Annotated in this window: 24 protein-coding genes; 11 read left to right on the top strand and 13 right to left on the bottom strand. The window is 62.4% G+C overall.

The features are described from left to right. Positions 1–59 precede the first annotated feature (59 nt). Positions 60–827, bottom strand: a complete 768-nt coding sequence (locus I7X09_RS11185) for a MerR family transcriptional regulator (protein ID WP_200316818.1) — start codon at positions 825–827, stop codon at positions 60–62. A 174-nt stretch (positions 828–1,001) separates the two neighbouring features. On the opposite strand from I7X09_RS11185, the gene I7X09_RS11180 reads away from it, so the two are divergent. From I7X09_RS11180 to I7X09_RS11165, 4 genes are all read left to right on the top strand, one after another. Beyond that, positions 1,002–1,952 carry a TauD/TfdA dioxygenase family protein gene (locus I7X09_RS11180; RefSeq protein ID WP_200316816.1) on the top strand — a complete coding sequence of 317 codons (951 nt, stop codon included), beginning with the start codon at positions 1,002–1,004 and terminating at the stop codon, positions 1,950–1,952. A 142-nt stretch (positions 1,953–2,094) separates the two neighbouring features. Then, complete coding sequence (locus I7X09_RS11175) at positions 2,095–3,225, top strand: ABC transporter permease (protein ID WP_200316812.1); 1,131 nt, start codon at positions 2,095–2,097, stop codon at positions 3,223–3,225. Further along, positions 3,222–3,908: an ABC transporter ATP-binding protein gene (locus I7X09_RS11170; RefSeq protein ID WP_200316811.1), complete on the top strand. Its 687-nt coding sequence runs from the start codon at positions 3,222–3,224 to the stop codon at positions 3,906–3,908. Before I7X09_RS11175 ends, I7X09_RS11170 begins: the two co-directional genes overlap by 4 nt. Before the next feature lie 27 nt (positions 3,909–3,935). Continuing rightward, entirely contained in the window at positions 3,936–4,487 is a 552-nt protein-coding gene (locus I7X09_RS11165) for a TetR/AcrR family transcriptional regulator (protein WP_124569599.1), read from the top strand. A gap of 9 nt (positions 4,488–4,496) precedes the next feature. On the opposite strand, the gene I7X09_RS11160 is transcribed toward I7X09_RS11165, so the two are convergent. Further along, positions 4,497–4,871 carry a nitroreductase family deazaflavin-dependent oxidoreductase gene (locus I7X09_RS11160; RefSeq protein ID WP_200316810.1) on the bottom strand — a complete coding sequence of 125 codons (375 nt, stop codon included), beginning with the start codon at positions 4,869–4,871 and terminating at the stop codon, positions 4,497–4,499. A gap of 109 nt (positions 4,872–4,980) precedes the next feature. Here I7X09_RS11160 and I7X09_RS11155 point away from each other — a divergent pair, with 109 nt between their 5' ends. The 7 genes from I7X09_RS11155 to I7X09_RS11125 all read left to right on the top strand — a co-directional run bounded on the left by I7X09_RS11155 (position 4,981) and on the right by I7X09_RS11125 (position 11,742). After that, the gene (locus I7X09_RS11155; RefSeq protein ID WP_124569601.1) at positions 4,981–5,655 is read left to right on the top strand and encodes a TetR/AcrR family transcriptional regulator; all 675 of its coding nucleotides are present in this window, start codon (positions 4,981–4,983) and stop codon (positions 5,653–5,655) included. A gap of 198 nt (positions 5,656–5,853) precedes the next feature. Then, a complete protein-coding gene (locus I7X09_RS11150; protein ID WP_200316802.1) occupies positions 5,854–7,326 on the top strand; it encodes an aromatic amino acid ammonia-lyase in 1,473 nt (490 codons plus the stop codon). A 99-nt stretch (positions 7,327–7,425) separates the two neighbouring features. Then, entirely contained in the window at positions 7,426–8,541 is a 1,116-nt protein-coding gene (locus I7X09_RS11145) for an ABC transporter ATP-binding protein (protein WP_095968435.1), read from the top strand. Beyond that, entirely contained in the window at positions 8,538–9,188 is a 651-nt protein-coding gene (locus I7X09_RS11140) for an ABC transporter permease (protein ID WP_003940005.1), read from the top strand. Before I7X09_RS11145 ends, I7X09_RS11140 begins: the two co-directional genes overlap by 4 nt. Next, positions 9,185–9,925, top strand: coding sequence for an ABC transporter permease (locus I7X09_RS11135; RefSeq protein WP_095968436.1), 741 nt, complete (start codon positions 9,185–9,187; stop codon positions 9,923–9,925). The genes I7X09_RS11140 and I7X09_RS11135 overlap by 4 nt, the downstream gene beginning before the upstream one ends. A gap of 11 nt (positions 9,926–9,936) precedes the next feature. After that, positions 9,937–10,845: an ABC transporter substrate-binding protein gene (locus I7X09_RS11130; RefSeq protein ID WP_200316800.1), complete on the top strand. Its 909-nt coding sequence runs from the start codon at positions 9,937–9,939 to the stop codon at positions 10,843–10,845. Between the two features lie 420 nt (positions 10,846–11,265). Next, positions 11,266–11,742, top strand: coding sequence for a hypothetical protein (locus tag I7X09_RS11125; RefSeq protein WP_200316798.1), 477 nt, complete (start codon positions 11,266–11,268; stop codon positions 11,740–11,742). Positions 11,743–11,773: 31 nt separating this feature from the next. Here I7X09_RS11125 and hutG read toward each other — a convergent pair whose 3' ends face one another. The 11 genes from hutG to I7X09_RS11070 all read right to left on the bottom strand — a co-directional run bounded on the left by hutG (position 11,774) and on the right by I7X09_RS11070 (position 25,380). Further along, positions 11,774–12,742: a formimidoylglutamase gene (gene hutG, locus I7X09_RS11120; protein WP_124569607.1), complete on the bottom strand. Its 969-nt coding sequence runs from the start codon at positions 12,740–12,742 to the stop codon at positions 11,774–11,776. 23 nt (positions 12,743–12,765) lie between these two features. After that, entirely contained in the window at positions 12,766–13,956 is a 1,191-nt protein-coding gene (gene hutI, locus I7X09_RS11115; RefSeq protein ID WP_029256288.1) for an imidazolonepropionase, read from the bottom strand. A gap of 37 nt (positions 13,957–13,993) precedes the next feature. Further along, a complete protein-coding gene (gene hutU, locus I7X09_RS11110; protein ID WP_019745352.1) occupies positions 13,994–15,667 on the bottom strand; it encodes a urocanate hydratase in 1,674 nt (557 codons plus the stop codon). A gap of 42 nt (positions 15,668–15,709) precedes the next feature. Beyond that, complete coding sequence (locus tag I7X09_RS11105; protein WP_069145581.1) at positions 15,710–17,146, bottom strand: purine-cytosine permease family protein; 1,437 nt, start codon at positions 17,144–17,146, stop codon at positions 15,710–15,712. Positions 17,147–17,348: 202 nt separating this feature from the next. Then, positions 17,349–18,713, bottom strand: a complete 1,365-nt coding sequence (locus I7X09_RS11100) for an FAD-binding oxidoreductase (RefSeq protein WP_200316796.1) — start codon at positions 18,711–18,713, stop codon at positions 17,349–17,351. Between the two features lie 16 nt (positions 18,714–18,729). Then, the gene (locus tag I7X09_RS11095; protein WP_200316794.1) at positions 18,730–19,803 is read right to left on the bottom strand and encodes an aminotransferase class I/II-fold pyridoxal phosphate-dependent enzyme; all 1,074 of its coding nucleotides are present in this window, start codon (positions 19,801–19,803) and stop codon (positions 18,730–18,732) included. Continuing rightward, positions 19,800–21,368, bottom strand: a complete 1,569-nt coding sequence (gene hutH / locus I7X09_RS11090; RefSeq protein WP_095968443.1) for a histidine ammonia-lyase — start codon at positions 21,366–21,368, stop codon at positions 19,800–19,802. Before hutH ends, I7X09_RS11095 begins: the two co-directional genes overlap by 4 nt. A gap of 106 nt (positions 21,369–21,474) precedes the next feature. Further along, entirely contained in the window at positions 21,475–22,266 is a 792-nt protein-coding gene (locus I7X09_RS11085; protein ID WP_200316792.1) for an IclR family transcriptional regulator, read from the bottom strand. Between the two features lie 90 nt (positions 22,267–22,356). Then, positions 22,357–23,019, bottom strand: a complete 663-nt coding sequence (locus I7X09_RS11080) for an IclR family transcriptional regulator (RefSeq protein ID WP_166809096.1) — start codon at positions 23,017–23,019, stop codon at positions 22,357–22,359. Between the two features lie 37 nt (positions 23,020–23,056). Further along, positions 23,057–24,199 carry a CaiB/BaiF CoA transferase family protein gene (locus I7X09_RS11075; protein ID WP_200316790.1) on the bottom strand — a complete coding sequence of 381 codons (1,143 nt, stop codon included), beginning with the start codon at positions 24,197–24,199 and terminating at the stop codon, positions 23,057–23,059. A gap of 11 nt (positions 24,200–24,210) precedes the next feature. Beyond that, a complete protein-coding gene (locus I7X09_RS11070; RefSeq protein ID WP_124569612.1) occupies positions 24,211–25,380 on the bottom strand; it encodes an acyl-CoA dehydrogenase family protein in 1,170 nt (389 codons plus the stop codon). Positions 25,381–25,521: the final 141 nt, after the last annotated feature.

Here is a 25,521-nt window from a genome sequence, read left to right as displayed (position 1 = left end):
AGCCCTCTTCGGGCAGCATTGATCGCCCCACTTCTGATGTGGGGATTCGGTGTCGGGGTTCAGGGTCGGGATTGGCGGGCGGAGAACTCCGCAGCCACGGCCTTGGCGAATCTTTCCTGGGTGACGGTTCGTCGATCCGCTTGGTGTTCGCGCAGTACCGCTACCAGTCGAGTTGGGGAAGCGTTCTCCGGTGCAGCCTGTTCGGGTAGCACGCTCTCGGTGAAGTCGCAGAACTGAATGGCTAGGGCCGCAATTGTATCCGCGTCCGCCGGTGCGTCGGCGAGGGCATACATGCGAGCTATCAGTTCGATGGCCTGCTCGCGGTTCGGCTCAGCCAATACCCGGCGATGTGCGGACAGGAGTGAATCGCAGACCTCGGGATCACCCCCGGAGACCGTGAGTGCGAGGATCAGAAGTTCGCGCTCGTTGTCGATCCACGCTGTCGGCGCACCGGCAACGACATACTGTGCGAGCACTTCCGAAAATGCATCGGGTAGTTCAGGGTCGGCGTTTCGGCGTAGCGACTCGATGTGAGCACGCTGAACAGCGATCTGTTCGGCCTTTGTTGCCAAGTCCTTGTCGAGGGCATCGAGTGCGGACCGGGTGTCGTGAGCGTCGCCGTCGAGGAGCTCGGCGATCTTGGCGACAGGAATCCCCAGATCGCGCAGGCGGCGGATGCGGCTCAGTCGTGCCAGGTCCACCGCGCGGTACATGCGGTAGCCGTTCGGTTGGCGTTGTGGTTCTTCGAGAAGGCCGTTCGAGTGGTAGTAGCGCACGGATCTGACGGTGGTGCCGGCCAATTTGGCCAGCTCGCCGATGGTCATCATCGCCTTGCCCTCCCGTGATCGAATCGGATTCCGTCTGTGGAAACCATTCTCCAACCCTGACGCGGCGTCAGGGTCAAGGTTCGACCGGGGAACGTGACCGTTGACACATTAAGGATGAAACCTTAACGTGGGTACCGTCCGTTACGACATTGTCGATTCCGAGGAAGTGCCCTGATGGCTACCCTTATTCCTGCGGCAACAATCTTTCCGATTCCCACCGATCCGCTTGCTGCCTACGGTCCACTCGTTGCTCGCCGGAATCCCGAGTCGGTAGTTCCGGCGCCGTACGAACACTTTGCAGTCAAGGCGGTCGCGCCGACGATCGGAGCGGAAATCTCCGGTATTCGACTCGGCGGGGGCCTGTCCGATGCCGTGATTGCGGAGCTCCGCCGAGCTCTCCTCGAATGGAAAGTCCTCTTCTTTCGGGATCAGGACCTCGACCGAGCGGAACATCGAGCATTTGCCGAGCGTTGGGGCGATCTGGAACAGCATCCGTTCTTCAAGTACACGCAGCCCGGGCAGACGGACGTCGATGTCACGACGCTGGCCAAGGATGGGATGGTCGGCGGCGTCGAGAACAACTGGCACAACGACGTGACGTGGCACGAGTTTCCATCGTTTGCTGCTGTGCTTCGTGCAGTCGAGGTGCCAGAGGTGGGTGGTGACACATTGTGGGCTGACACCGCTGCTGCCTACGATCTGCTTCCGGAAGACGTCAAGAGGCGAATCGATCCTCTTGTTGCTGAACATGATTGGATCAATTCTTTCGGGAGGTCGATGCCGGCCGATGCCGTCGAGATGCTGCGGCCTGAGTTTCCTGCTGTGCAGCACCCCGTGGTGCGGGTCATTCCTGAAAGCGGCAGGCGGGTGTTGTTCGTCAACATGACCTTCACGCAGAAAATCTTGGGGGTATCCGAAGAGGAGTCGAACGAGCTTCTCACGATGCTCTACCGGCACGTCAACCGTCCGGAGTTTCAGGTCCGTCTCAAGTGGGAGCCGAATACCGTTGCCTTCTGGGACAACCGAACGTGCCAGCACTATGCAGCCAGCGACTACTTCCCGGCGAGACGTGTGATGGACCGAATCTCGATTGTGGGAGATCGACCAGTGGGCATTGTGGGTTGATTCGGCACTCACTGCTTCGGTTGCCTACTACAAGTCGTAGTTATGTACCTCACATAGCTTTTCGACGCCTTGTCGATATGATTTCGACAAGGCGTCGATAAAAGTCGGCGTGACTCGCATCGACGACTTTGGAGCTTCCCGAATGTTCCTCGCCCTGCGTGAACTGTGGTTTGCGCGAAATCGATTCCTCTTGATGGGTGCCGTGGTTGCCCTCATCGCGATCCTGATGGTGATCCTGTCCGGGCTCTCGTCCGGCCTGGTCAACGATGGTGTCTCCGCGTTGCAGCGGACACCGATCCAGGCATTCGCCTTCGCTCCGGACACGAAGGCGGACTCTGCGTTTTCACGGTCGGTCGTCACCGAAGAGCAGGCGCAGGCATGGCGCGCGCAACCGGATGTCCAAGACGCCGAACTGTTCGGAAACATGATCGTCAATGCGAAAACTCGCAGTGGCACTCCCGTCGATCTCACTCTTTTCGGCATCGAACCGGGCTCGTTCCTCGAACCCGTCCCTGCCGAGGGGAGGGCTTTGCTCGCTGACACCGACATCATCGTCAGCTCCACCTTCCGTGACGACGGTGTCTCGATCGGTGACACCGTGATACTCGACCGACTCGGCACCGAGCTGACAGTGGTCGGATTCACCGAAGACAAACGCACTTTCGGACACGTCGACGTCGCCTACCTGCCCTTGCATACCTGGCAGGAGGTACACGCCGGCGCCAAGATCGGCGAAACTGTCAACGCCAGTGCGTATTCCGAGGCAAGTGTTGTGGCAATCCGAGGCAAGGGCGATGCGTTGCCGGACCTCGCATCGGGAGATGCGGCGGCGGGAACGTCTGCCAAGACGCTCGAGGACTCTTTCGACTCGTCGCCGGGTTTCTCCGCGGAAATGATGACGATGTCGATGATCAAGGCGTTTCTGTACGCGATCTCCGCGCTGGTTGTCGGCGCATTCTTCAGTATCTGGACTGTTCAGCGCGGTCGTGAACTCGCAGTGTTGCGTGCGATGGGTGCTTCCACCGGTTTCCTGCTCCGCGACGGATTGGCGCAGGCATTGGTGGTGCTGCTCGGCTCCATCGGTGTTGGCGTCCTACTCGGGTTGGGTCTCGGCTCGGGACTCGAAGGTGGAGGAATGCCGTTCGCTCTCGAGTCCGGTCCGATCGTCAACGGCGCGGCGCTCTTGGCGGTACTCGGGCTGATGGGCGCAGCCGTTGCCATCGTCCGCATCACCCGTGTCAACCCGCTCACCGCGTTGGGAGAAAACCGATGACCACAGTCGAAAAGACCACTACCGGATTGACATTGGCCGCGGTCTGTCTTCGTTTCGGTGACGGTGACTCCACCGTGCTCGCCCTCGACGACGTGAATCTCGACGTCCGGCGCGGGGAACTCGTCGCGATCGTCGGGCCGTCGGGCGCTGGCAAGTCGAGCTTGCTCGCTGTCGCAGGCGGCCTCGCGCGTACCTCGAGTGGGTCGGTCGTCATAGACGGCGCCGACGTCACGGCCATGCCGGCCCGTGCCCTGGCCGAACTCCGGCGAGACAAGATCGGATTCGTCTTTCAATCCGGAAACCTTATTCCGGCGTTGACGGCGCGTGATCAGCTTCGGCTGGTTGCCAAGATTACGGGGCGGCCCGGACGCGCCGCCGATGAACTGCTCGACTCGGTCGGTATGAGTCACCGTGCCGATCGCCGGCCCGGGCAGCTCTCCGGAGGCGAACGTCAACGTGTGGGTATCGCTCGGGCACTGATGAGTAACCCCTCGCTCCTGCTCGTCGACGAGCCGACGGCTGCTCTCGACCGCAAGCGCAGCCACGAAGTGGTTGAACTGCTCTCGCGCGAAACTCATGAAGCAGGCGTCGCTACGATCATGGTGACCCACGATCACGACGTGCTCGGGCACTGCGACCGCATCCTCGAAATGGTTGACGGTCGATTGCGTCAGAGCGAGTAAGCCCGCAAGAGGACTGGAGGAGATTCGGTGCCGAGGATCGATGCCCCCACTGTGGCCGAGCATCGCGCTGCTCAGCGCCGTTCTCTCCTCGACGCTGCACACGCTCTTCTGTCCGAGACCCCGGACCGGCCGCCGGGGCTCGGTGAGGTTGCAGCGAAGGCCGGGCTCGCCAGGTCGAGTGCCTACCACTATTTCCGGTCCCGAGAGGATCTCCTCAGCGCTGTCGTCGAAGACATGTTCCCGCGCTGGAACGACAAGATCGTCGAGGCGATGGCAGGCGCCGACGATCCGGTATGGGCGTACGTCGAAGCAAATTTGCAATTGGTTGCCGACGGGGAGCATGCGATAGTCGGAGCGCTGGCGACGCTGACCCCGCAAACGTTTCGAGATTCGCGGATCATGGAAATGCACGACAGTCTTGTGCTTCCACTGGTCGAGGCACTCCGTCTCCGCGGTGTGTCGGACCCCAAGCTCACCGCGAAGTTGATCAACTCGCTCGTGCATACGGGTACAGAACTGATCGAATCCGGTTGCAGCATGGACGAAGTCAGGTCCGCCGTGCGCGAGGTCCTCGCGTGACGAGCAGGTTCAAGCCGTGATCAGATCCATCCGGAGATGCTCGGTGATGCGGAGCATCCTCGGGGGTTGGGACACGTCTGAGGAAAGTGCTTGAAATGCTTCGTCTTTCGCGGCGAGGCGCGGGGCGCCGAGGCTCACCTCCGTCTCGTCGACCGACAGTCGAGCGCTCCCCGCTTTCAAGACGTTCTGCACCCAGTCCGAGCCTGATCCGTACACCAGGATGAAGACGTAGCCGCCGTCGACCGGATAGGCGTCGAGAGGCGTCTGATAGGTCGTCCCGGATGTGCGTCCGACGTGTGTCAGTACCGGCCACTTCCCGCTCGAGATCGCTCGCGGGTTGAACACTCGCTTGTTGACGTGTCCCCACCATCTCGGCAACGGCATCGTGATCTCCTTTCGCGAGCGCCTTACGAGCGTAAGGCTGACTTACACCTGTAAGGGTGACTTACATCTGTAAGGTTGTCAACGTATTCGTTCCTCGGAGGGAGTCTGAGTGGCACGGCAACCGCGACAGTCGCTGAACAGAACTCGCGTGATCGAGGGTGCAATCCGCGTTGCCGACGCAGGCGGTGTCGAGGCCGTCACGATGCGACGAGTGGCTCAGGAATTGGGCATCGAAGCAATGTCGCTCTACCACCACGTGCCCAACAAAGATGCGATTCTCGACGGCGTCGTCGATGCGGTCTTCGAGACGATCGATCTACCCGACAGCGAGTGTGCGGATTGGCGAGATGCAATCCGTGGACGCGCCTTCTCCGCTCGCGCAGTCCTGTCGCAGCACCGTTGGGCTCTCGGTCTGCTGGATTCGCGACGCAACCCTGGCTCGGCGACTTTGCGTCATCTCGACGCTGTGCTGGGAGTTCTCCGGAAGGCGGGGTTCACGCTGCCGATGGCCGCCCATGGAGCCTCGCTGATCGACAGCTACATCGGCGGATATGTTCTCCAGGAGGCAAATCTACCGATCAGCGCCCCCGGCGACGTCGAAGAAGTTGCGAGTGGCATCCTCGAGCACCTTCCGGCTGAAGAGTTGCCCTTCCTTCACGAGATGATCGTCGATCACGGTCTGAGTCCGGCTTACGACCACACGAGTGAGTTCGCCTACGGTCTCGATCTCATTCTCGATGCGCTGGAGGCGCGTCGGAGATCGGCGACACCCGTCCTCGAATAGCGATCATTCGTGTTCAGTTGCTCACTCGTACTGGGGTGACGCAAGGTGTGCGCACGCGGATGAGCTGCGGTGTCCCTATTGACAGGTGGCTGTATATACAGGAATATACATTCATTAAAAGTGACCCAGGGCACATTGCATGGATCATGTGATGCACACCGGTCGTGATGGCCGAGTCCTTCGATCGATGGAGTTCTGATGACTGAACGTCTTCCTGCGGAAGACCGGACGGAAGACGACAGTGTCGTGCTCGACGGGAAAGGGTTGTCGGTTCACCGGGTGAACGAAATTGCGCGAGAGCCGGCCGTGATTCGACCTGCCGCCGCGGCGCTCGAGCTCACACGGCGGTCATGGGAGACCGCGGTTCGGGTTTCCTCCCGTCAAGCGGTGTACGGGCGCACGACGGGGGTAGGCGGGAATCGTGAAACGGCCGTCTCCGACGGTGTGCAGCAGGATCTGAGGCTTCTGAGAAGTCACGCGACGGGATCGGGCCCCAGGCTCCCGGACCGGGTGGTGCGCGCCGCGATCGTCATCCGCACCAATCAAATTCTCAACGGTGGCTCAGGCATGCATCCCGACATCATCGACGGTCTGGTCGCTGCTGTTGCTTCGCAGAACCTGCCGACAGTGCACGCACGCGGTGCGATCGGAACGGGTGACCTGAGTGCGTTCTCCGAAATCGCCATGGGGCTGATCGGTGAGAGCCCGCTTCGCGACGGACGCACCGGAGTCAGTTGGATTCCGCACCACGGTGATGCACTTCCGTTCATTTCCACCAATGCGATGACGGTGGCGATCGCCGGCGACACCAGTATCGACGTCGCGCGGTGGCTTCAGCACTGCTTGGTCGTCAGTGTTCTTTCCGTGCTTGCGTCGCGTAGTTCGGTCGAACCGTTTGCTGCACAAGTACAGTCGGCAAGAATGCACTTCGGTCAAGCGGAGGTCGCCGAGCGGGTTCGCGATCTGCTGGCCCCACACGACATCACACCCGTGAGAGTTCAGGACTCGTTCGGGTTTCGCGCCCTACCGCAAATCTTGGGTGCCACCTGGCAAGCGGTGCATCGACTGCAGAACACGCTGAGTATCGAGATGAATTCGTCTTCCGAGAATCCGCTGGTGTCGGTCGAAGACGACATGGTGTTCCACAACGGAAATTTCCATGCGATGCCAATCGCTCTTGCAGTTGACGAGGCGAAGTTGGCGGTCGCCAGTGCTGCCCTGCTCTCGCAATGCCGGCTCGCCAACCTCTCCGACCCTGCAGTCACCGGCCTCCGTGCGTTTCTCGCAGACGGTCCGGACGGCAGCAGTGGAACCATGCTTCTCGAATACACGACTTCTGCTGCCATCGCCGAGATCCGCTCGTCGGCGGCACCGGGGTCGTTGGGCCACACGGTAATTTCGCGCGGCACCGAGGATCACGCAAGTTTCGCATCCCAAGCTGCAACTCAATTGGCGGACATTCTTACCCAATCTCGATTGGTGCTCGCGTGCGAACTGATCTCGGCGGTTCGCGCACTCTCGCAACAACAGCGTGAGCTGGATCCGGCGACCGAGCTCGGTGCGTACCTCGCGCGTGCGCGTTTGGTGCTGGACGCGAGGACCGAAGACCGGCCACTCAGTGCAGATCTGAGTGCCGCCGTGAACTTTCTTTCTCAACCGCTCGACCAGTAAGCAGGTGGACCGAATCACAAGTAGGTGTGTGCTCGAACGGAACTCGACCATTTCTCCTGGGTGCGTCCGGACTCAGGTCGACACGAAAGTAGTTCGTAAATGATCAAATTCGACAAGGTCACCAAGGCGTATCCAGACGGAACCATTGCCGTCGATGCTCTCGATCTGGAGTGCCCGACGGGAAAGATCACCGCCTTGGTGGGTCCTTCCGGCTGCGGCAAGACGACCTCACTCCGCATGATCAACAGGCTGATCGAACCGACGTCAGGCACGATTTCGCTCGACGGTGAGTCCGCAGCGGGAATGGATCCGGCTCTCTTGCGTCGACGCATCGGGTACGTGATCCAGCACGCGGGTCTCTTTCCCCATCGCACCATCGTCGACAACATTGCGACGATGCCTCGATTGCTCGGCGCGAGTAAAAAGGAATCTCGTGCTCGCGCTATGGAACTGCTCGAAACTGTTGGTCTGACGAGCAACTTCGCCGACCGCTATCCGTGGCAGCTCTCCGGAGGACAGCAGCAACGAGTCGGTGTCGCGCGAGCGCTGGCCGCGGATCCGTCATTCATGCTGATGGACGAACCGTTCAGCGCCGTTGATCCGGTCGTTCGCGGCCAGCTGCAAGACGAGTTTCTCCGCCTGCAGAAGGAAATCGGAAAGACGATCATCATCGTCACTCACGACATCGACGAAGCGCTGAAACTCGGGGATCAAGTGGTGGTACTGCGTACCGGCGGCATTCTTGCGCAGGCGGCGACGCCTCTCGAATTGCTGACTCAACCTGCTGACGAATTCGTTGCCGACTTCGTCGGACGTGACCGTGGGTACCGATCGTTGGGGTTCACCACATTGGACGGCGAGTTACCGACAGTGTCAGAACCCGTTGCCCATCTGGGCGATTCCGCTGCGGCGGCCCGCGCACTCACCGGCGATACGTGGCTGTTGGTAGTGGATCCCGCGAACAAGCCGCTCGGATGGGTGAAGCCGGACGCGCTCACGGATTGTATCCGCCCGGACGACTTGAATCTCAGTGGAACACTTGCTGATTCCACAGGGACGATGCGCGCTCTGCTGGATGCGGCGCTGTCAGCGCCGAGCAAGCGTGGCGTCGTCGTGGACGACGCCGGACGCCTGGTGGGAACCGTCACCGCGCACGCCGCGGTGGAAGCCATCGAGGCCGCCGATCTGGCTGACGCGGGGAGGGCACTCCGATGAACTTCGAATGGCTCGGACGTCAGTCCGACCGGATCATGGACCTGGTGGGATGGCATGTTCTGCTGTCGTTGATTCCCTTGGTGATCGGCTTGGTGGTCGCGTTGCCGATCGGCTGGGTTGCCTATCGCAGTCGTCGGTTGCATCCCTACGTGGTGGGCACGGCCGGATTGCTCTACACGATCCCTTCGCTCGCGCTGTTCGTGCTCCTGCCTCCGATTCTGGGTACCAAGATTCTGGACCCGATGAACATCATCGTTGCGCTCACCGTGTACACCGTTGCTCTGCTCGTGCGGGTAGTGGCCGATGCGCTCGATTCGGTTCCGCCGGAGACAGTTCTGGCAGCGACGGCGATGGGTTACCGGCCGTATCAGACGCTGTTGAAAGTGCAGTTGCCAGTGGGAGTTCCGGTGATCTGTGCGGGTTTGCGCGTCGCAGTCGTCTCGAATGTCAGTCTTGTCTCACTCGGCGCACTCCTGGGTATTCCGCAGATAGGTTCGTTGTTCACCCAGGGATTTCAGTTGCGTTTCTACACTCCCATCATCGCAGGTATCGCTCTGTGTCTGGTGCTGGCGTTGATTCTTGATCTCCTCATCATGTTGGCGAATCGGCTGTTGACGCCGTGGACCCCGAAAGTGACCACATCATGATCAACTACCTACTCGACGGATCCCACTGGACCGGGCCGGACGGTATCCCCACCCTTCTCGTTCAGCACTTGATGTACACCTTCGCCGCGCTGGCGGTGGCTGCGGTTATCGCGATCCCGCTCGGTCTCTACATCGGACACACGGGCCGAGGCTCCGTTGTTGTTGCTGGACTGGCCAACTCGCTACGAGCGCTGCCGACCATCGGTCTGCTGATCCTACTGGTTCTCATTATCGCGCCGTCATTCCCGAACAAACTCGCGTATCTGATCCCCAGCCTCATCGTCCTGGTGCTTCTCGCGATCCCTCCCATTCTCACCAACACGTATGCCGGAGTTCGAGCGGTCGATCAGGCTGCAGTCGACGCCGCGCGGGGGATGGGATTTCGATCGATGCGGATCTTGACCGAGGTCGAGATTCCATGTGCCCTGCCACTCATGTTGTCCGGCATCAGAAGTGCCGTTCTTCAGATCGTCTCCACCGCGACTGTGGCCGCTTACATTTCGTTGGGCGGGCTAGGCCGGTTGTTGATCGACGGAAAAGCTCAGAGCGACTACGGCCAGATGGCGGCCGGAGCCGTACTGGTATCGCTGATTGCGCTGGTTTTCGATCTCGGAATCGGCGCACTGACTGCGCGAGTCGTTTCGCCTGGCATCACCAGGCGCGATCGGAAGAAGAAGTCAGAGAAGCCTGCCGCCACCTCACAACGCACTGCTGTGCCCGAGCCCGCACCGATCTGAGGACATTCGAAATGAAGAAGGTATTGATCGCCGCGTTGGTCGGTGTGACAGCGGTTGCGTTGTCCAGCTGCGGAATCGGCAAGGACCCCTTGGCCACGGACGGCGGTGGTAGCGCTGAGGGCGCCATCGTGATCGGTTCCGCCGATTTTCCCGAGAGCCAACTGATTGCGACCATTTACGCCGAAGCGCTTCGTGCCAACGGTATCGACGTTACCGAGAAGTTGAACATCGGTAGCCGAGAACTCTATGTACCGGCATTGCGCGATGGTTCCATCGATCTGATCCCCGAGTATTCCGGCGCCTTGTTGCAATATCTGGACAGCAAGACAACGGCGACGGCTTCAGCTGAAGTATCCGCCGAAATCGATGCGAAATTGCCCAAGGGGCTGGTAGCTCTCGAGCCGTCGCCCGCTGAGGACAAGGATGTACTTGCCGTCAAACAGGAGACGGCAGAAAAGTATTCGCTCGAGACCGTCGAGGATCTGGTGCAGTACGCCGACGAGTTGACGCTCGGCGGACCGCCGGAATGGAAGACGCGCGAAAACGGCGTTGCCGGCTTGAAGACCAAGTACGGCCTGACGTTCCGGGAGTTCCTGGCACTCGATGCAGGTGGCCCCCTCACGCTCAATGCGCTCCTGAGCGGGCAGATACAGGTAGCCGATGTCTTCAGTACCGATCCCGCGATGCGCTCGGAGAACTTGGTTGCGCTCGAGGATACGAAGCATCTCTTCCTCGCCGAGAACATCACGCCGATCATCAACGAGTTGAAGGCTCGCGATGACGTCCGATCCGTGCTCGCGGGGGTTTCGGCGGCACTGACCACTGAAGACCTCATCGAGATGAACCAGCGCGTTGCCGATCTCGATGACATGAGCGACATCGCTCAGGACTGGTTGGAGAAGAATTCCCTGGTGCCATGACCGAAGGCAGGGATGGCGTTCTTGTCACCGACCGCGCACACCAGTTGACCGAGTTCGGTACGGCGCAGCCACTACAACCACGGTTGTAGTGGCCGGCGTCTGTCTGTCGTTGTTTCTCGGTGGCTGTGCCTCTGACAGTCTCAACAGGACAGACGTAACGTCGTCAACGGAGTCTGCGTCGAGCACTGTTGTTTCGAGTAGTCCCGGGAAGGCATCGGCCGTGACACAGGCAAGTTCAGAGAGATTCGGCTCGCTCGCGCTCGGTATGACACAGGCAGAAGCATTGTCGTCGTTGGGGAATCAGGCCGGAACGCCCACGCAGTTTCCGAGTTGCGCTGTCGTTCCGTTCACGACGTCTGGTGGCACGACGGCTCCACCGTGGCTCAGATCGAATCGGCCCACGGCAACGATCATTCGACAATGACGATTCAGACCGAGTCAGGCGAATCGATCTTCGTCACCACCAGAGATCCGCGGCAAGTCGGTAATGGCAACCCAGGAGGGTTGATCGGCTTTTCGATTCACGACGGCACGGTCGGGCCTCCCGTGATCGGTGGAGTCCCCGGCTTCGAGTACTGCTCGGGCAACTCGTCGACTTCGACTTCACAATTGCCGACGACATCCACATCCGAGGGGTGCGGAACGATCACCTACCCCGAGACAGGCGGTGTCGCCTCCATCGACAATCTGCAAGGTGGCGTCACTTGTGAGGTGGCAATGGGCATTGCCGAAAGGTACCTGAACGACACGTCGCTCAGTCATGCCGGAAATACCTGGTCAGCGGAGTTCGACGGCTGGCTGTGCAGCGTCTTGACTGCAACCGCCAGCGAGCTCGAAGGGCATAGTTTGGAGTGTGCTGACAGATCTCGCGGCATCAGCTTTCAGGCCGTTCCGTAGATCTGCTCAGTGTTGCTGAATGTACTCGGGGCTAGCGCCGAACCGGCACGTGCTTGGTGACAATCCGATGGATCAGGCGAGCAGCGGTCCGTGCAGTGCGATTGTCGACGTCGAGGCTCGGGTTCAGTTCGGCGACATCGAGAACCGCGAGCTTTCCGCTGGACGTGACTCGATCACATACGTATTGGATGGTTTCCAGGCTGACACCGTAGGCCGCGGGTGCGCTGACGCCCGGCGCCACGGCGGCAGGAAGTACGTCGAGGTCGATGGTCAGGTAGACCAGATCGACGTCGTCGAGGAAGTCTGCGAGGAACTGATCCACGACGCCTCGATCGATCACTCCGCATTCTTCGTCGAGCAGATAGCGAACGCCGAGACGGTGGGCCGTGTCGAACAGAGCAGTGGTGTTGCTGGGCTGGCTGATCCCGATCACGCTGTACTGATGCGAGGTACCGGCCGCGGCTTCGTCCTCGGCGATCTGACGAAAGGGCGTGCCGGAGCTGGGGATCGGATCGCCACGTAGATCGAAGTGCGCGTCCAAGTTGAGGATTCCGAGTTTGGCTCCGGCGGTCCGCAACTCGGAGCCCGCGACGCCGAGGTATGTACCGTAGGCGATTTCGTGTCCTCCCCCGAGAACCACGGGGAAGTGTCCCGAATCGAGCGCAGCGCTGACTGCGTTCCCGAGTGCGGCTTGACCGGCCTCGAGTTCTTCACCCGACACGGCAACGGTTCCCGCGTCCTGAATCTGCAGCGGTTCGGCCAGCGCCATGGAAGCCAACCCGGCTCGCAATGCGTCCGGGCCGTCCGCGGCACCGCGACGGCCCTTGTTGCGACGGACTCCTTCGTCGCTGGAGAATCCGATCAGAACACAGTCACCGGGTGCGGTCTCGGCTGAATACGGTTGCACGGCATGATGCCACCGCAGATGCTCGGCAGAGGTACCGTCGGAGCGTCCGGTCCACGGCTTGGGTTCGATGTCGACTGCGATCTGATGTGCCACGACGGCCTCCCGGTGAGTGTATTTCAGTAGCTTGTGGCGAGTGCGCCGTTTTTCCAGACCTCGCGCACCAGAGGCACGCCCGGGCGGTAGGCGAGGTGGAGGTACGACGGTGCATCGAGCGCGATGGCGTCGGCACGTGTTCCGAGAGAAAGGGTTCCGACGTCGGTACGTTGAAGCGCGCGGGCGCCACCGGCAGTGGCTGCCCAGACCGCCTCAGCGGGCGTCATGTGCATGTCTCGCACCGCAATTGCGATGCAGAACGGAAGGCTGGTGGTGTAGCAGGTGCCGGGGTTGCAGTCGGCGCCCAGAGCTACGGTGACTCCGGCGTCCAGAAGTGCGCGGGCGTCGGGGTACTTGTTGCGGGTGGAGAAGTCGGCGCCGGGCAACAGTGTTGCGACGGTGGAACTCTGAGCCAGGGCGTCGATGTCCTCGGCGGTAACGTAGGTGACGTGATCGACGGACGCGGCACCCATCTCGACGGCGAGCTGGACTCCTGGCCCTTCGCCGAGTTGGTTTCCGTGGACACGGGGGATCAGTCCGGCGGCGACGCCTGCGCTCAGGACTGCATGTGCCTGTTCGCGGTTGAATGCTCCTCGCTCGCAGAAGACATCGATCCACTTCGCATGTGGCGCACAGGCAGGGATCATCTCGTCGCACGCCATGGCGACGTAATCATCGGCGCGGCCGGCATATTCGGGTGGTGGAACGTGGGCGGCCAGCAGTGTGACCTCGTCGGTGAACTGCCCGGCGATCAGCGCGCTGCGTAGTTCGCTCTCGGTGTTCTGCCCGTACCCGGTCTTGCATTCGACGGTTGTGCTGCCCGAGCGCAGGGATTCGTCGAGTAGGCGCCGAACATTGGCCTGCAATTGCTCGTCGGTGGCCGAGCGCGTCGCTTCGATGGTGTTGCGAATGCCGCCGGCGGCGTACTTTTCGCCGGCCATGCGAGCCGCGAATTCCTCGGCCCGCTCGCCACCGAACACGAGGTGTGAGTGACTCTCCACGAAGCCGGGAAGCAGGGCCCGACCGCCGATATCCTGACCGATATCGGCAGCCGGGGCGTCGGCGGAATCGCCGACCCAAGCAACAACGCCGTCGTCGAAGACGATTGCCGCGTCGTGTCGTACGCCGAGCTTGCCCTCACCCAGAGTCGGGTCATTGGTGACGAGGGTTCCGATGTTGGTCAGAACTGTGGTTCGAGAACCATTCGTGGTCAATGTAATTCCTAACTCAGGGTGAGGTGGTGGAGCTGTTTCAGTTCTCGGTCATCGGGATACGGACGCCGCGCGTGGCTGCCGTGTCGATGGCGTGGTCGTATCCTGCATCCGCATGCCGGATGACGCCCATACCGGGGTCGTTGGTGAGAACTGCTTCGAGCTTCTTGGCTGCGAGTTCGGTGCCGTCGGCAATGCACACCTGACCCGCGTGGATGGAGCGTCCCATACCGACGCCGCCACCCTGGTGAAGTGAAACCCACGAAGCGCCGGATGCGGTGTTGACCAGGGCGTTGAGCAGCGGCCAGTCGGCAATGGCGTCGGACCCGTCGATCATCGATTCGGTTTCGCGGTACGGCGAGGCGACCGATCCCGAGTCGAGGTGATCGCGGCCGATGGCGATCGGTGCGGACAGTTCGCCCGAGGCGACCATCTCGTTGAACTTGAGGCCGGCGAGGTGACGCTCGCCGTATCCGAGCCAGCAGATGCGGGCCGGAAGGCCTTCGAAGGCAACCTTTTCGCCTGCCATGGTGATCCAGCGGCGCAGGTGCTCGTTCTCTGGGAAGAGTTCGAGGATGGCCTTGTCGGTGGCCTCGATGTCCTTGGGGTCACCGGAGAGCGCTGCCCAGCGGAAGGGGCCGAGTCCTTCTTCGAAGAGCGGGCGGATGTAGGCCGGAACGAATCCGGGGAAGTCGAAAGCGCGGTCGTAGCCGGCCTTGCGGGCTTCGTCACGGATGGAGTTGCCGTAGTCGAACACCTCGGCGCCGGCGTCCATGAATCCGACCATGGCCTTGACGTGCGCGGCCATCGCGTTGCGGGAATCTTCGGTGAACTTCTGCGGATCCTTCTCCGACATGATCTTCATGTCGGGGAAGTCGATGCCGATCGGCAGGTAGGCGAGGGGATCGTGCGCCGAGGTCTGGTCGGTGACGATGTCGATGGGGGCCTTCATCTCGAGCAGCGCCGGGAAGATCTCTGCCGCATTGCCTTCGAGGCCGATGGAGAGCGGCTTCTTGGCGTCACGTGCCGCTGTCGCCAGTTCGAGCGCGTGCTCGATGCTGTCGGCCTTGGTGTCGAGGTACTTGTGGGCGATACGACGGTCGATGCGGGTGATGTCGCAGTCGACACAGATCGCGACACCGTCGTTCATCGTGACGGCGAGAGGCTGAGCGCCGCCCATGCCGCCGAGACCTGCAGTGAGGGTGATCGTTCCGGCGAGTGAGCCGTTGTAGCGCTTCTTCGCGATGGCGCCGAAGGTCTCATAGGTGCCCTGCAGGATTCCTTGGGTGCCGATGTAAATCCAGGAGCCTGCGGTCATCTGGCCGTACATGGTCAGACCGAGGTCTTCGAGACGGCGGAACTCCTCCCAGTTTGCCCAGTCACCGACGAGGTTGGAGTTGGCGATCAGGACTCGGGGTGCCCACTCGTTGGTGCGGAAGACACCGACCGGCTTGCCGGACTGGACCAGCATGGTCTCGTCGTTCTTCAGCGTCTTCAGCGTGGCGACCATGGCGTCGAATGCCGCCCAACTACGTGCTGCGCGACCGGTTCCGCCGTAGACGACGAGGCTGTCCGGGTGCTCGGCAACATCGGGGTCGAGGTTGTTCATGAGCATGCGCAGGGCGCCCTCCTGCTGCCAACCGAGCGTCGTGAGCTCGGGGCCGCGGGGAGCACGGACGGGGCGCGGCTCGTGGCCGGGGGTGCTGATTTCCATTGTGTTCTCCTAGCTTGCTGAAGTTCGAAAGATGTTGGGGGATCAGACGCGAGAGTCGGTCATCGCTGTGTGATCGGGGTAGATCATCGACGCAGGCGGATTACTGGTGCGCTTGGCGAGCGGGTAATAGATCAGGCCGGTGAAGACGATGCCGACGAGCCACGAGATGTCGGCGCCGCCGAGCATGTCCGTGACGGGGCCGGTGTACATCTTCTGGGCGAGGAACGGGATCTGGGCGAGAACACCGGCGGCGTAGCAGGCCAGGGCAGTGAAGTTCCAGGCTCCGTACCGACCGTTGACGTCGTAGAGCGCCGGAATGTCGATGCGCTCCTTGGAGATCAAGTAGTAGTCGATCAGATTGATCGCACTCCACGGCGTGAACACCATCAGCAATACCAGGACGAAGTTCTTGAAGTTGTCCAGGAAGTCGGCGCTGGCGGCGATCGCGATCAACACCGAGACGGCGGTGAAACCGAGGATGTAGAGGGTGCGCGCGGTGCTGGAGATTCGCGACTGGCCGTTGAAGGCTGTGACGGTGGTCAGGATCGACATGAATCCGCCGTACGCGTTGAGCACGTTCACCGTCAGCTTGCCGACCAGGATGACGAAGTAGATCAGGAAGGCGATGGCAGCGGGTCCGGCGAGATCTCCCATGAAGCCGACCTGGTTACCCAGGAACGCGTCGCCGGCGCAGGCCGCGACGAGAGCGCCGAAGGTCATGGACCACTGTGATCCGATGACGCTACCGAGGAACGTCGACCAGAACGTGGTGCTCTCGGAGGTGCTGCGCGGCAGGTAACGCGAGTAATCGGCGACGTACGGGCCGAAGGTGAGCTGCCAACCGGCACCCAGCGAGATCGCGAGCAGGAAGGTGACGATGTCGAAGCCCTTGATGCCGACGTATGAGGCGACGTCGTACTCGAGGAACAGTCGAACGGCCAGGTAGGAGAATCCGACGATGCCCACGACGGTGGCGATTCTGCCGACGATGTGGATCAGCTTGTAGCCGGTGACCGCGACGAATGCGGTGAGGAGACCGAAGACGACGATGCCGACCGTGGGGCTGTCGATGTGCAGGATCTTGTTGACGGCTTGGCCGGCCAACACAGTGCCCGTGGCAGCGAAGCCGAGGTACATCAGGATGACCAGAACAAGCGGGACGACGGCTCCCTTGACGCCGAACTGGGCGCGACTCGAGATCATCTGGGGGAGGCCCATGCGCGGACCCTGTGCGGAGTGAAGCGCCATGACAGCGCCACCGAAGATGTTGCCGATCAGAAGTCCGACGATCGCCCAGATGGCGTCCGCGCCGAATACGACGGCGAGAGCACCGTCGACGATTGCAGTGATCTGCATGTTGGCGCCGAACCAGAGAGTGAACTGGCTGCGCGGGGTGCCGTGTCGTTCTGCATCCGGGACGACGTCGATAGTGCGTCGCTCCGGAGTGAGGATGACCTCGGCCGGTCCATCGTGAGTCATAGGCCTGTCTTTCTGCTGCGAGCCCGTCGAGCGACGGAATCGACGTCGGGGTAATGCCCACCTTCTTCGTGCTTGGTGCTTTGCGCCTTGCGCTCTGTGCGCTGGGTCACTGTCACTGCGGATAAATGTATATGCCTGTATATACAGGCGTCAATACCCGGAACCAGTTTTCACGTAAATGCTGTGTAACACCCCTCGCGAATCAGAAACCCTTACCCGGGTTGAGGATTCCGAGCGGATCGAACGCGGCCTTGATCGATCGGTGCAGTTGCATGCTGTCCTCGCCGAGTTCGAGAGAGAGCCAGCGACGCTTCAGGACGCCGACGCCGTGCTCTCCGGTGAGAGTTCCGCCGAGTTCGAGGGCATGCCGGAAGACCTCGTCCGCGGCGGTCCACACGGCTTCGGGGACCGAGCCGTCTTCGGTGCGGTCGAATACGAACGTCGGGTGGACGTTGCCGTCACCCGCATGGGCGACCGTCATGATCTTCACCGAATGCTCGGCAGCGGCCCGGTCGATACTTTCGAGCATGTCGGGCAGTTTCGACCGCGGGACCCCGACGTCTTCCACGAGGCATTGCCCAAGACGTTCGGACGCCGGGTAGGCGAGCCTGCGGATCTCGAGTAGTTGTGCGGCTTCCGCTGCATCCTGCGAGACGGCGACAAAATCGGCGCCGGCCTGTTCGAAGTGTTTCTGCATAGCCGCCGCTGCTGCGTCGGCATCGACCCCGTCGGCCTGCGCGATCAGCATCGCGGCAGTATTGTCTTCCAACCCGATTCGTTTCCAGTCGTCGACTGCGCGAAGGGTTGCTCGATCGATCAGTTCGAGCAGGCTCGGCCCGATCCCGTCACGAACGACCGCGGCAACTGCGTCCGCCGCGGAGCGGAGAGAATCGAAACTGCCGACGACGGTGACCGGAGCTCTCTTGGGCTTGGGCTGGAGCTTGAGTGTGGCGCTCGTGACGACTCCGAGAGTTCCTTCCGAACCGACGAGAAGGCTCGTCAGGTCGTATCCCGCAACACCTTTGACGGTCCTTCGACCCGTTCGCACGATCCGCCCGTCAGCGAGTACCACCTCGAGGCCCAAGACTGAATCGCGGGTGACGCCGTACTTCACGCATCGAAGTCCACCGGCGTTGGTGGCGATGTTCCCGCCGATCGTGGAGATCTCGAAACTGCTCGGATCCGGGGCGTACATCAGCCCGTACTCGTCTGCTGCTCGACTGATGTCGGCGTTGATCACCCCGGCTTCCACGACAGCGAGCTGATCGTCCGGATTGACCTCGAGAATCGAGCGCATGCGAGTGGTCGAGATGACCAGGCAGCCCTCGACGGCTGTCCCGCCGCCCGCCAAACCGGTTCCCGCCCCGCGGGTTACCACCGGGACACGGTGAGCGGTAGCCCATTTCAGAGCCTCGGAAATGTCGGCCGCAGTGTCGGCGAGCATGACGGCTACCGGATGGCCGGGTTCGGCGAGATGAGCCTCGTCGCGACGGTACGAGTCCATTACCGCCGGGTCGGTGATCAGGCGACTCGAACCGATCGACCGAGCAAGTTCGTGGACGGACATTCTTTTCTCCAGTCGGTCAAAGGTTGTGTGCGAGAGCGTCCACAGCTGAGATCACGGCGTTTTCTGCGGCCCGCTCGCCGACGGTGACCCGCACCCCCTCGCGAGGGAACATCCGGACCGAGACACCCTGGGCGACGCAAGCCGCTTCGAGTGCAGAAGCTCTCTCGCCGAGAGGGATCCAGACGAAGTTGGCTCCGCTGGGGACGGACTCGACGCCGCGCAGAGCCAATTGCTCACGTAGGTGCGCGCGACCCTCGGTTACCGTTTCGACTATCGAATCGGTGTGCGCCGGATCGGTCAACGCTGCGCAGGCCGCGGCCTCGGCAACGGCGCTGAGCCCGAAGGGCGGTGCCGCGCTACGAAGATCCGCTGCGATCGCCGAGTCGGTGATGGCATAGCCGGCCCGAAGGCCGGCCAATCCGTGAGCCTTGGAGAAGGTTCGGAATACGACGATGTTGGGAAAGGCTCGAAGCAGATCGACGCCGTCGACATCGCCGGTCGCGAACTCCCGGTAAGCCTCGTCCAGGAGGATGAGGACGTCACCCGGGATCGAGCGGGCGAACGAGACGAACTCCGCGGTCGAGAACTCGCTTCCGGTCGGATTGTTCGGGTTGCAGACGAGTACCGCGCGGGTCTGCGGAGTCACGGCTGCCGCCATTGCACTCAGATCGTGCCGATGTTCGGAATCGAGCGCGACAGGTACACCGCTCGCTCCGGCGATTCCGATCAGAATCGGGTACGCCTCGTAGCTGCGCCACGGGTAGACGACTTCGGTGCCCGGGCCCGTGTATGCGGTCAATACCTGCTGGAGCAGTGCCAGCGAACCGGCGCCGACCAATACCTGGTCGTCGCCCACGCCCAGACGGTCGCTCAACCGGGTGATCAGCGTGTCGCCGAACAGCGACGGATACAAGTGCGAGTGTGCGGCCGCGAGATTGACGGCCTCGAGAATTGCCGCCGAGGGTGCAACCGTCGACTCGTTGCTCGACGCCCGCCACCGAACCTGCTCCAGGCCGGCGGCTTTGGAGTATCGAGGGAGTGCTTCGATTTCAGGTCGAGGGCGCGGCCTCAGTGCTCCGGGTGCGGTCATGCCAGGGCACCGATCGCGTTCTCCGCGGCCGCAACGAGTGCGCCGGATGCCGCCAAGTCCACCGCCGCCTCGATCTCGGGGGACAGGAAGCGATCGGTACCAGGCCCCTGCACCTTCTCGCGTAGCGTCCGGAGAACCGCTCCGGTGGCGGGGGAGGGCTCGAGTGGGGACCGGAGATCGATTCCTCGTGCTGCAGTCAGTATCTCGATGGCGAGAACCCGGGTGAGACCGTCGATGGACCGGCGGAGCTTGCGTGCACCCGACCATCCCATGGAGACGTGATCTTCCTGCATGGCCGAGGAAGGGATCGAATCGACGCTGGCGGGGCTCGCGAGTCGCTTGAGTTCGGACACGACGGCAGCTTGCGTGTACTGCGCGATCATCAGTCCGCTGTCGACTCCGGGGTCGTCGGCGAGGAAGGGAGTCAGGCCGTGATTGCGCGCAACGTCGAGGAAGCGGTCGGTGCGGCGTTCGCTGATACCCGCGACGTCCGCGGTCACGATGGCGAGGAAGTCCAAGACGTAGGCCACGGGAGCGCCGTGGAAGTTGCCGTTCGACCGAACCCGCCCGTCGAGGGTGACAACGGGATTGTCGACAGCACTGGCCAATTCGCGTCCGGCGACGAGGCGGGCATGATCGACGGTGTCACGTGCGCCGCCGGCGACCTGCGGAGCGCACCGCAGTGAGTACGCGTCCTGAACCCTGGTGCAGTCAGGGCCCGCATGGCTGGCAACGATCGGGGAGTCGGCCAGCAGACGCACCATGTTCGAGGCCGCCGCACCCTGTCCGGGGTGGGGGCGAAGTGCCTGAAGATCTGCGGCGAATACCTGATCGGTTCCGAGCAGGCCCTCCACGCTCATCGCGGCAGCAATGTCGGCCAGCTTGAGTAGATGATCGAGATCGGTGATCGCGAGGGCCAATTGGCCGAGCATCCCGTCGGTGCCGTTGATCAGTGCGAGGCCTTCCTTCTCGGCCAGAACCACCGGTTCGAGGCCATGGGCGGCCAATGCCGTTGCCGCATCGGTGAGTTCACCGTCGGCGGTGCGGACGGAACCTTCACCGATGATTGCCATCGCCACGTGCGCCAGTGGTGCCAGATCTCCCGAGCATCCGAGGCTGCCGTATTCGTGCACCACCGGAGTGATGCCCGCGGTAAGTAGGTCGGCGTACGCCTGCGCGACCACGGGGCGCACTCCGGTCCGTCCGGTGGCGAGCGTCGACAGGCGTAGCAGCATCAAGGCCCGGATCACTTCGCGTTCGACCTCCGGCCCCGAGCCCGCCGCATGCGAGCGGATCAGGCTGCGCTGCAACTGCGTCCGCAGATGCTCCGGGATGTGCCGGGTGGCAAGCGCGCCGAATCCCGTGGAAACTCCGTACACCGGCGTGGGGTCTGCGGCCAGGGCTTCGATGCGTGCACGACTTTCGGCGATCGCGGCGAGGGACTCGGCGGTCAATGCGACGCCGTAACCGTTTCGGGCGACGTCGACGACGTCGGCGATGGTGACAGCGCCGATTCCGACCTGGATGGTTCGGGTGGCTGTCTGGGTGGCAGGGGTGGCGTTCATGGGACTCCAATAGTGCGGCAGCGATTCAGTAAGTCTTGTATACGAGACTCTAGTCTTGAATATGAGACGAAAACAAGGCCCGGGAAGTACGCAGCGGAGAATTTTGTTACAAGTCGGCGGTCGGGGTCTCCACCATTCGATCGCCGAGGTCGGCGGAGAACTCGGCGCTGACGGTGCGCACTCGGTCGGCGATCAAGGCGCTCTCCTCGGCCGATTTGGAGCCGGAGAGGAAGGTGACGCCGAGAGCTGCGACCGGACGACCGTCCCGTGTGATCACGGGGCTGGCGATGCAATTGATCCCGGATGTCGTCGCATTCTCTTCTACCGCATACCCGCTCTCGCGTGCTTCGGCGAGCAGGTTTCGCAGTTCGGCGAGCGTCGACGGTCCTGTTCCGGTCCGCGTCGGCCAGGTGTACCCCTCGTACAGCGCGCTGATCTGTTCCGCGTCCAGGCGGCTCAGAATTGCCCGCCCGACTGCGGTGAGGTGCGCCGGAAGGCGGGTCCCGATCTCGGTCACCAACCGCACGCCCGGCTTGAGCGGTTCACGTTTGTCGAGGTAGATGACGTCAGAACCTTGAAGTACCGCCAGGTGGGAGGTCTCGTCCGTCGACTGCGTGAGTGCCAGCATGAATCGTTGGCCCTCGCGGTGCAGTGGGCCGGATCGCATGTACGACGCACCGACTTCGAACGCCGAGACACCCAGAGTCCAGGCGCGTTGATCAGCCCAGTACGAGACGAACCGTCGATCCCGCATGACATTGAGCAGATGATGCGTCGTGCTCTTGGGTAGGTCGAGGGCGCTGGAGATGTCCGCGGTCGCCAGCGGCACACCCCGGCGAGCCAGCAGATCGAGCACGTCGAGCACACGCTCAGCGGATTTCACGCGGCTCGTGCTCATGGGTGTGTCCTTACAGGTAGGTCGGAGGAGGTAGCGGGGGACCCACATTGTCTCGGATACGAGACTGAATCGCCAAGTGCTCGGGGTGGCTCAGGGAGTCTGGCTGCCGAGTTCCGCGGACAACCGGGCGCAGTGCTCCACCAAGACGCGACCGTGGCTGGCGCAGACCTCGTCCGTCAGACGGAATGTCGGGCCGACGACGCTGAGCGCCCCGGCTATCTGACCGACTGCGTTGTAGATCGGCGCGGCAACTCCGGTCGAGTGGTCCTCGATGGTGTCGTGCGCAATGGCGTATCCGCTCTCACCCACCTTGCCGCTCAACGCTGCGCCGACGGCGGTGCCGTTCAGGGGAACGCTCTGGCCGACCCACCCCATGTGGCGGATCGCGTGCGTGCCCTCGATCTGATCGAGATACAGCGCAGTGTCTTTCGGTCCCATCGTCGACAGGTAGGTCGACTCCCTCGTGGTTTCGGCGATGGCCTTCATCGCGGGCCGGGCTCTCGGCAACAGTTGATTGTCGCCGAGAGCGCGAGCTCCGATCTGCAGTAGCCGCGGGCCGACGCGATAGACGTTGTCCTCGCCGCGAACGACGAACTCGGTTTGTTCGAGGCTTCTGATCAGGCGAAGCGCGGTGCTGGTTGCCAGATCGGTTGCCTTGGCGGCGTCGCCGAGCGTCAACCCGCCGTGCTCGACGATCGCACCGAGAAGTTCGAACGTGCGATTCGCGCTGCGAGTCACGTCGCCGGGGGCCATGTCCTACTCCAAGTGCCGAGGGATGTCTGCGCTGAATCTATCGCGAGCCCGGCAGCACCTCACCGTGGTGCTCGTCCAGCAGGGGGCTGCGGCGAACTCCTGGACGTCGGCTCTCACCGAAGACGACGGGTTGTCGTACGTAGGAGATCTTTCCTGCTACCGGGTGCTCGAACGATTCGACGACTTCGCGGTACTCGGCCTGTGCGGAGGTGAGTGCCTGTTGGACGTCCCAGATCTCCGAGCCGGCGAGCCCTGCAGCGCCGAGAATGTCGACCACGTCCGCGACGGTCTTTCCGGCGGCCCAGTTTTCGATCTCCTTACGCAGTGCCGGCTCGTTCTCGGTCCGGACGGTGTCGTCGGCAAATCGAGGATCTGCGATCAGGTCGACGCGATTCATCGTCTGCGCCAATTTCTCGAACCCGGATTGGCTCGCAACTGCGAGGACGAAGAGTCCGTCGTCGGCCCGGTAGGTGTCGAAAGGTGTGGACACCGGATGACGGTTACCGACGCGTGGGGGAGTGAGCCCGGTGGATTGCAGTTGGCTGTGTGCTGTCGGCAGCATGGCGAGCATACTGTCGAACATCGCGACGTCCAGATGCTGTCCGAGCCCGGTCGCCCGTGCACTCAGCAGGGCAGTACTGATTCCCCAGGCGGCGAACAGCCCGGCGACCAGGTCTCCGAACGACTCACCCAACCGGGTCGGCCCGGATGCTTCCGAGCCGGTGATGCTCATGATCCCCGAAAGGGCTTGGACCACAAGATCGTAGGCTGCAGCTCCGGACATGGGTCCGTCCTGGCCGAAACCGGAGATCGACGCGTACACGATCCGCGGATTGCGAGCCCGCGCAGCCTCGTAGTCGATTCCCAGGCGCTTGGTGACGCCCGGGCGAAAGTTTTCGACGACGACGTCGGCGGTCTCGATGAGCGTCAGCAGCGCCTCATGGTCCTCGTCGTTCTTGAGGTTGAGTGCCACCGAACGCTTTCCGCGATTGAGCACGTTGAAGTAGATGCTCTCGCCGTCGCGGAACGGGCCGAGATGCCGAGAGTCTTCACCATGCTCGGATTCGATCTTGACGACGTCCGCGCCGGCATCCGAAAGCAGTGCGGTGCAATAAGGTCCGGCGAGGACACGCGAGAGGTCGATGACCCGGATGCCGTCGAGTGGGGGAAGTGCAGTCATGTCCGCGCCTTTCAGAACTCGGTGGAACGCGGCGACGGAGCGTTGCCGGCAATGGTGAGCAATTGAATCTGCGAGGTGCCCTCGAAGATGCGGAGAATGCGGCAATCCCGGTACAGGCGTTCGATTTCCGATTCGCGCATGAATCCCGCGCCACCGTGGATCTGCACGGTTTGATCGACGATCGAGAAGCAGGCTTCAGTGGCGACGTACTTCGAAATCGATGCGGCGCGGCGGATGTCCTGGCCGGCGTCCTTGACGTCGGCGGCCCAGTCTGCGGTGACGCGTGATGCGACCAGTTGCGCGTCGCAGCCACCGAGGAGGAGCTGAATTGCCTGGAAGTCGAAGATAGGCGTGCCGAACTGCTTTCGCTCGGTGGCGTACTCACGTCCCAGTTCCCAAGCGCGCAAAGCGATGCCGTTCGCCATTGCCGCGACGTCGATGCGCGCTCGGTTCAGTGCGGTCAAGGCGATGTTGCCGCCGCGGCCTTCGGTGCCGATCACCGAGTCGAGCGGGAGGACGACGTCGTCGAGGTAGACGGTGTATGTCGGAGCCGAGCGAATTCCCATCTTGTCCTGCGGTTCCGAATAGCTGATTCCCGGTGTGCCTTTGGGGACGACGAAGGCGGTGATGCCGCGGAATCCTGCGCTCGGGTCAGTCTTGGCGAAGAGTACGACCAGGTCGGCTTCCTTCGCGTTGGAGATGTACGTCTTGGACCCGGAGAGATGCCAGCCGTCGTCCTCGCGTCGGGCGACGGTACGCATCGACGCGATGTCTGATCCGGCGTCGGGTTCGGTGAGTGCGAAGCCTGCCAGCAGTTCGCCTGAAGCCAACTGGGGCAACCAGCGATGCTTCTGCTCTTCGGAACCGCCGACGAGAATCGGCTCGAGGCCCAGGTAGTGCGCGGTGTAGATCGACGCCAGAGCGGCGTCGGTGCGCGCAACCTCCTCGATGGCGACCAGTTGGGTTCGTGTCGACAGACCCAGTCCGCCGAATTCCTCCGGCACGGAAATGCCCATGAGGTCCTGCTGTCCGAGGCGCTTGACCAGCTGCGCCGGGAACTCTTTGGACTCGTCGCGTGCGGCCGCACCGGGGTGAATCTCGGCGTTGGCGAAGGCTCGGACGGTGCTGCGGAACTCTGCGAGATCAACGTTGTCGATGTCGGGCGCGGTCTGGGTGGTCACGGGGGCTCCTTCGAAGCGAGGTGTTCACAGATTTCATCTAATGGAATCTAATTGCCACTAGTCGGCATGGACTGACTATGGCCGAGGGTGGCGAATTTGTCCAGGGCTGTAGCTGTTGTGTCGCGGCTCACGTTCTGCAAT

It is taken from the genome of Rhodococcus sp. P-2 (assembly GCF_016598535.1).
GTDB lineage: Bacteria > Actinomycetota > Actinomycetes > Mycobacteriales > Mycobacteriaceae > Rhodococcus_F > Rhodococcus_F baikonurensis.
This window is presented reverse-complemented; position numbering and strand designations above follow the sequence as displayed.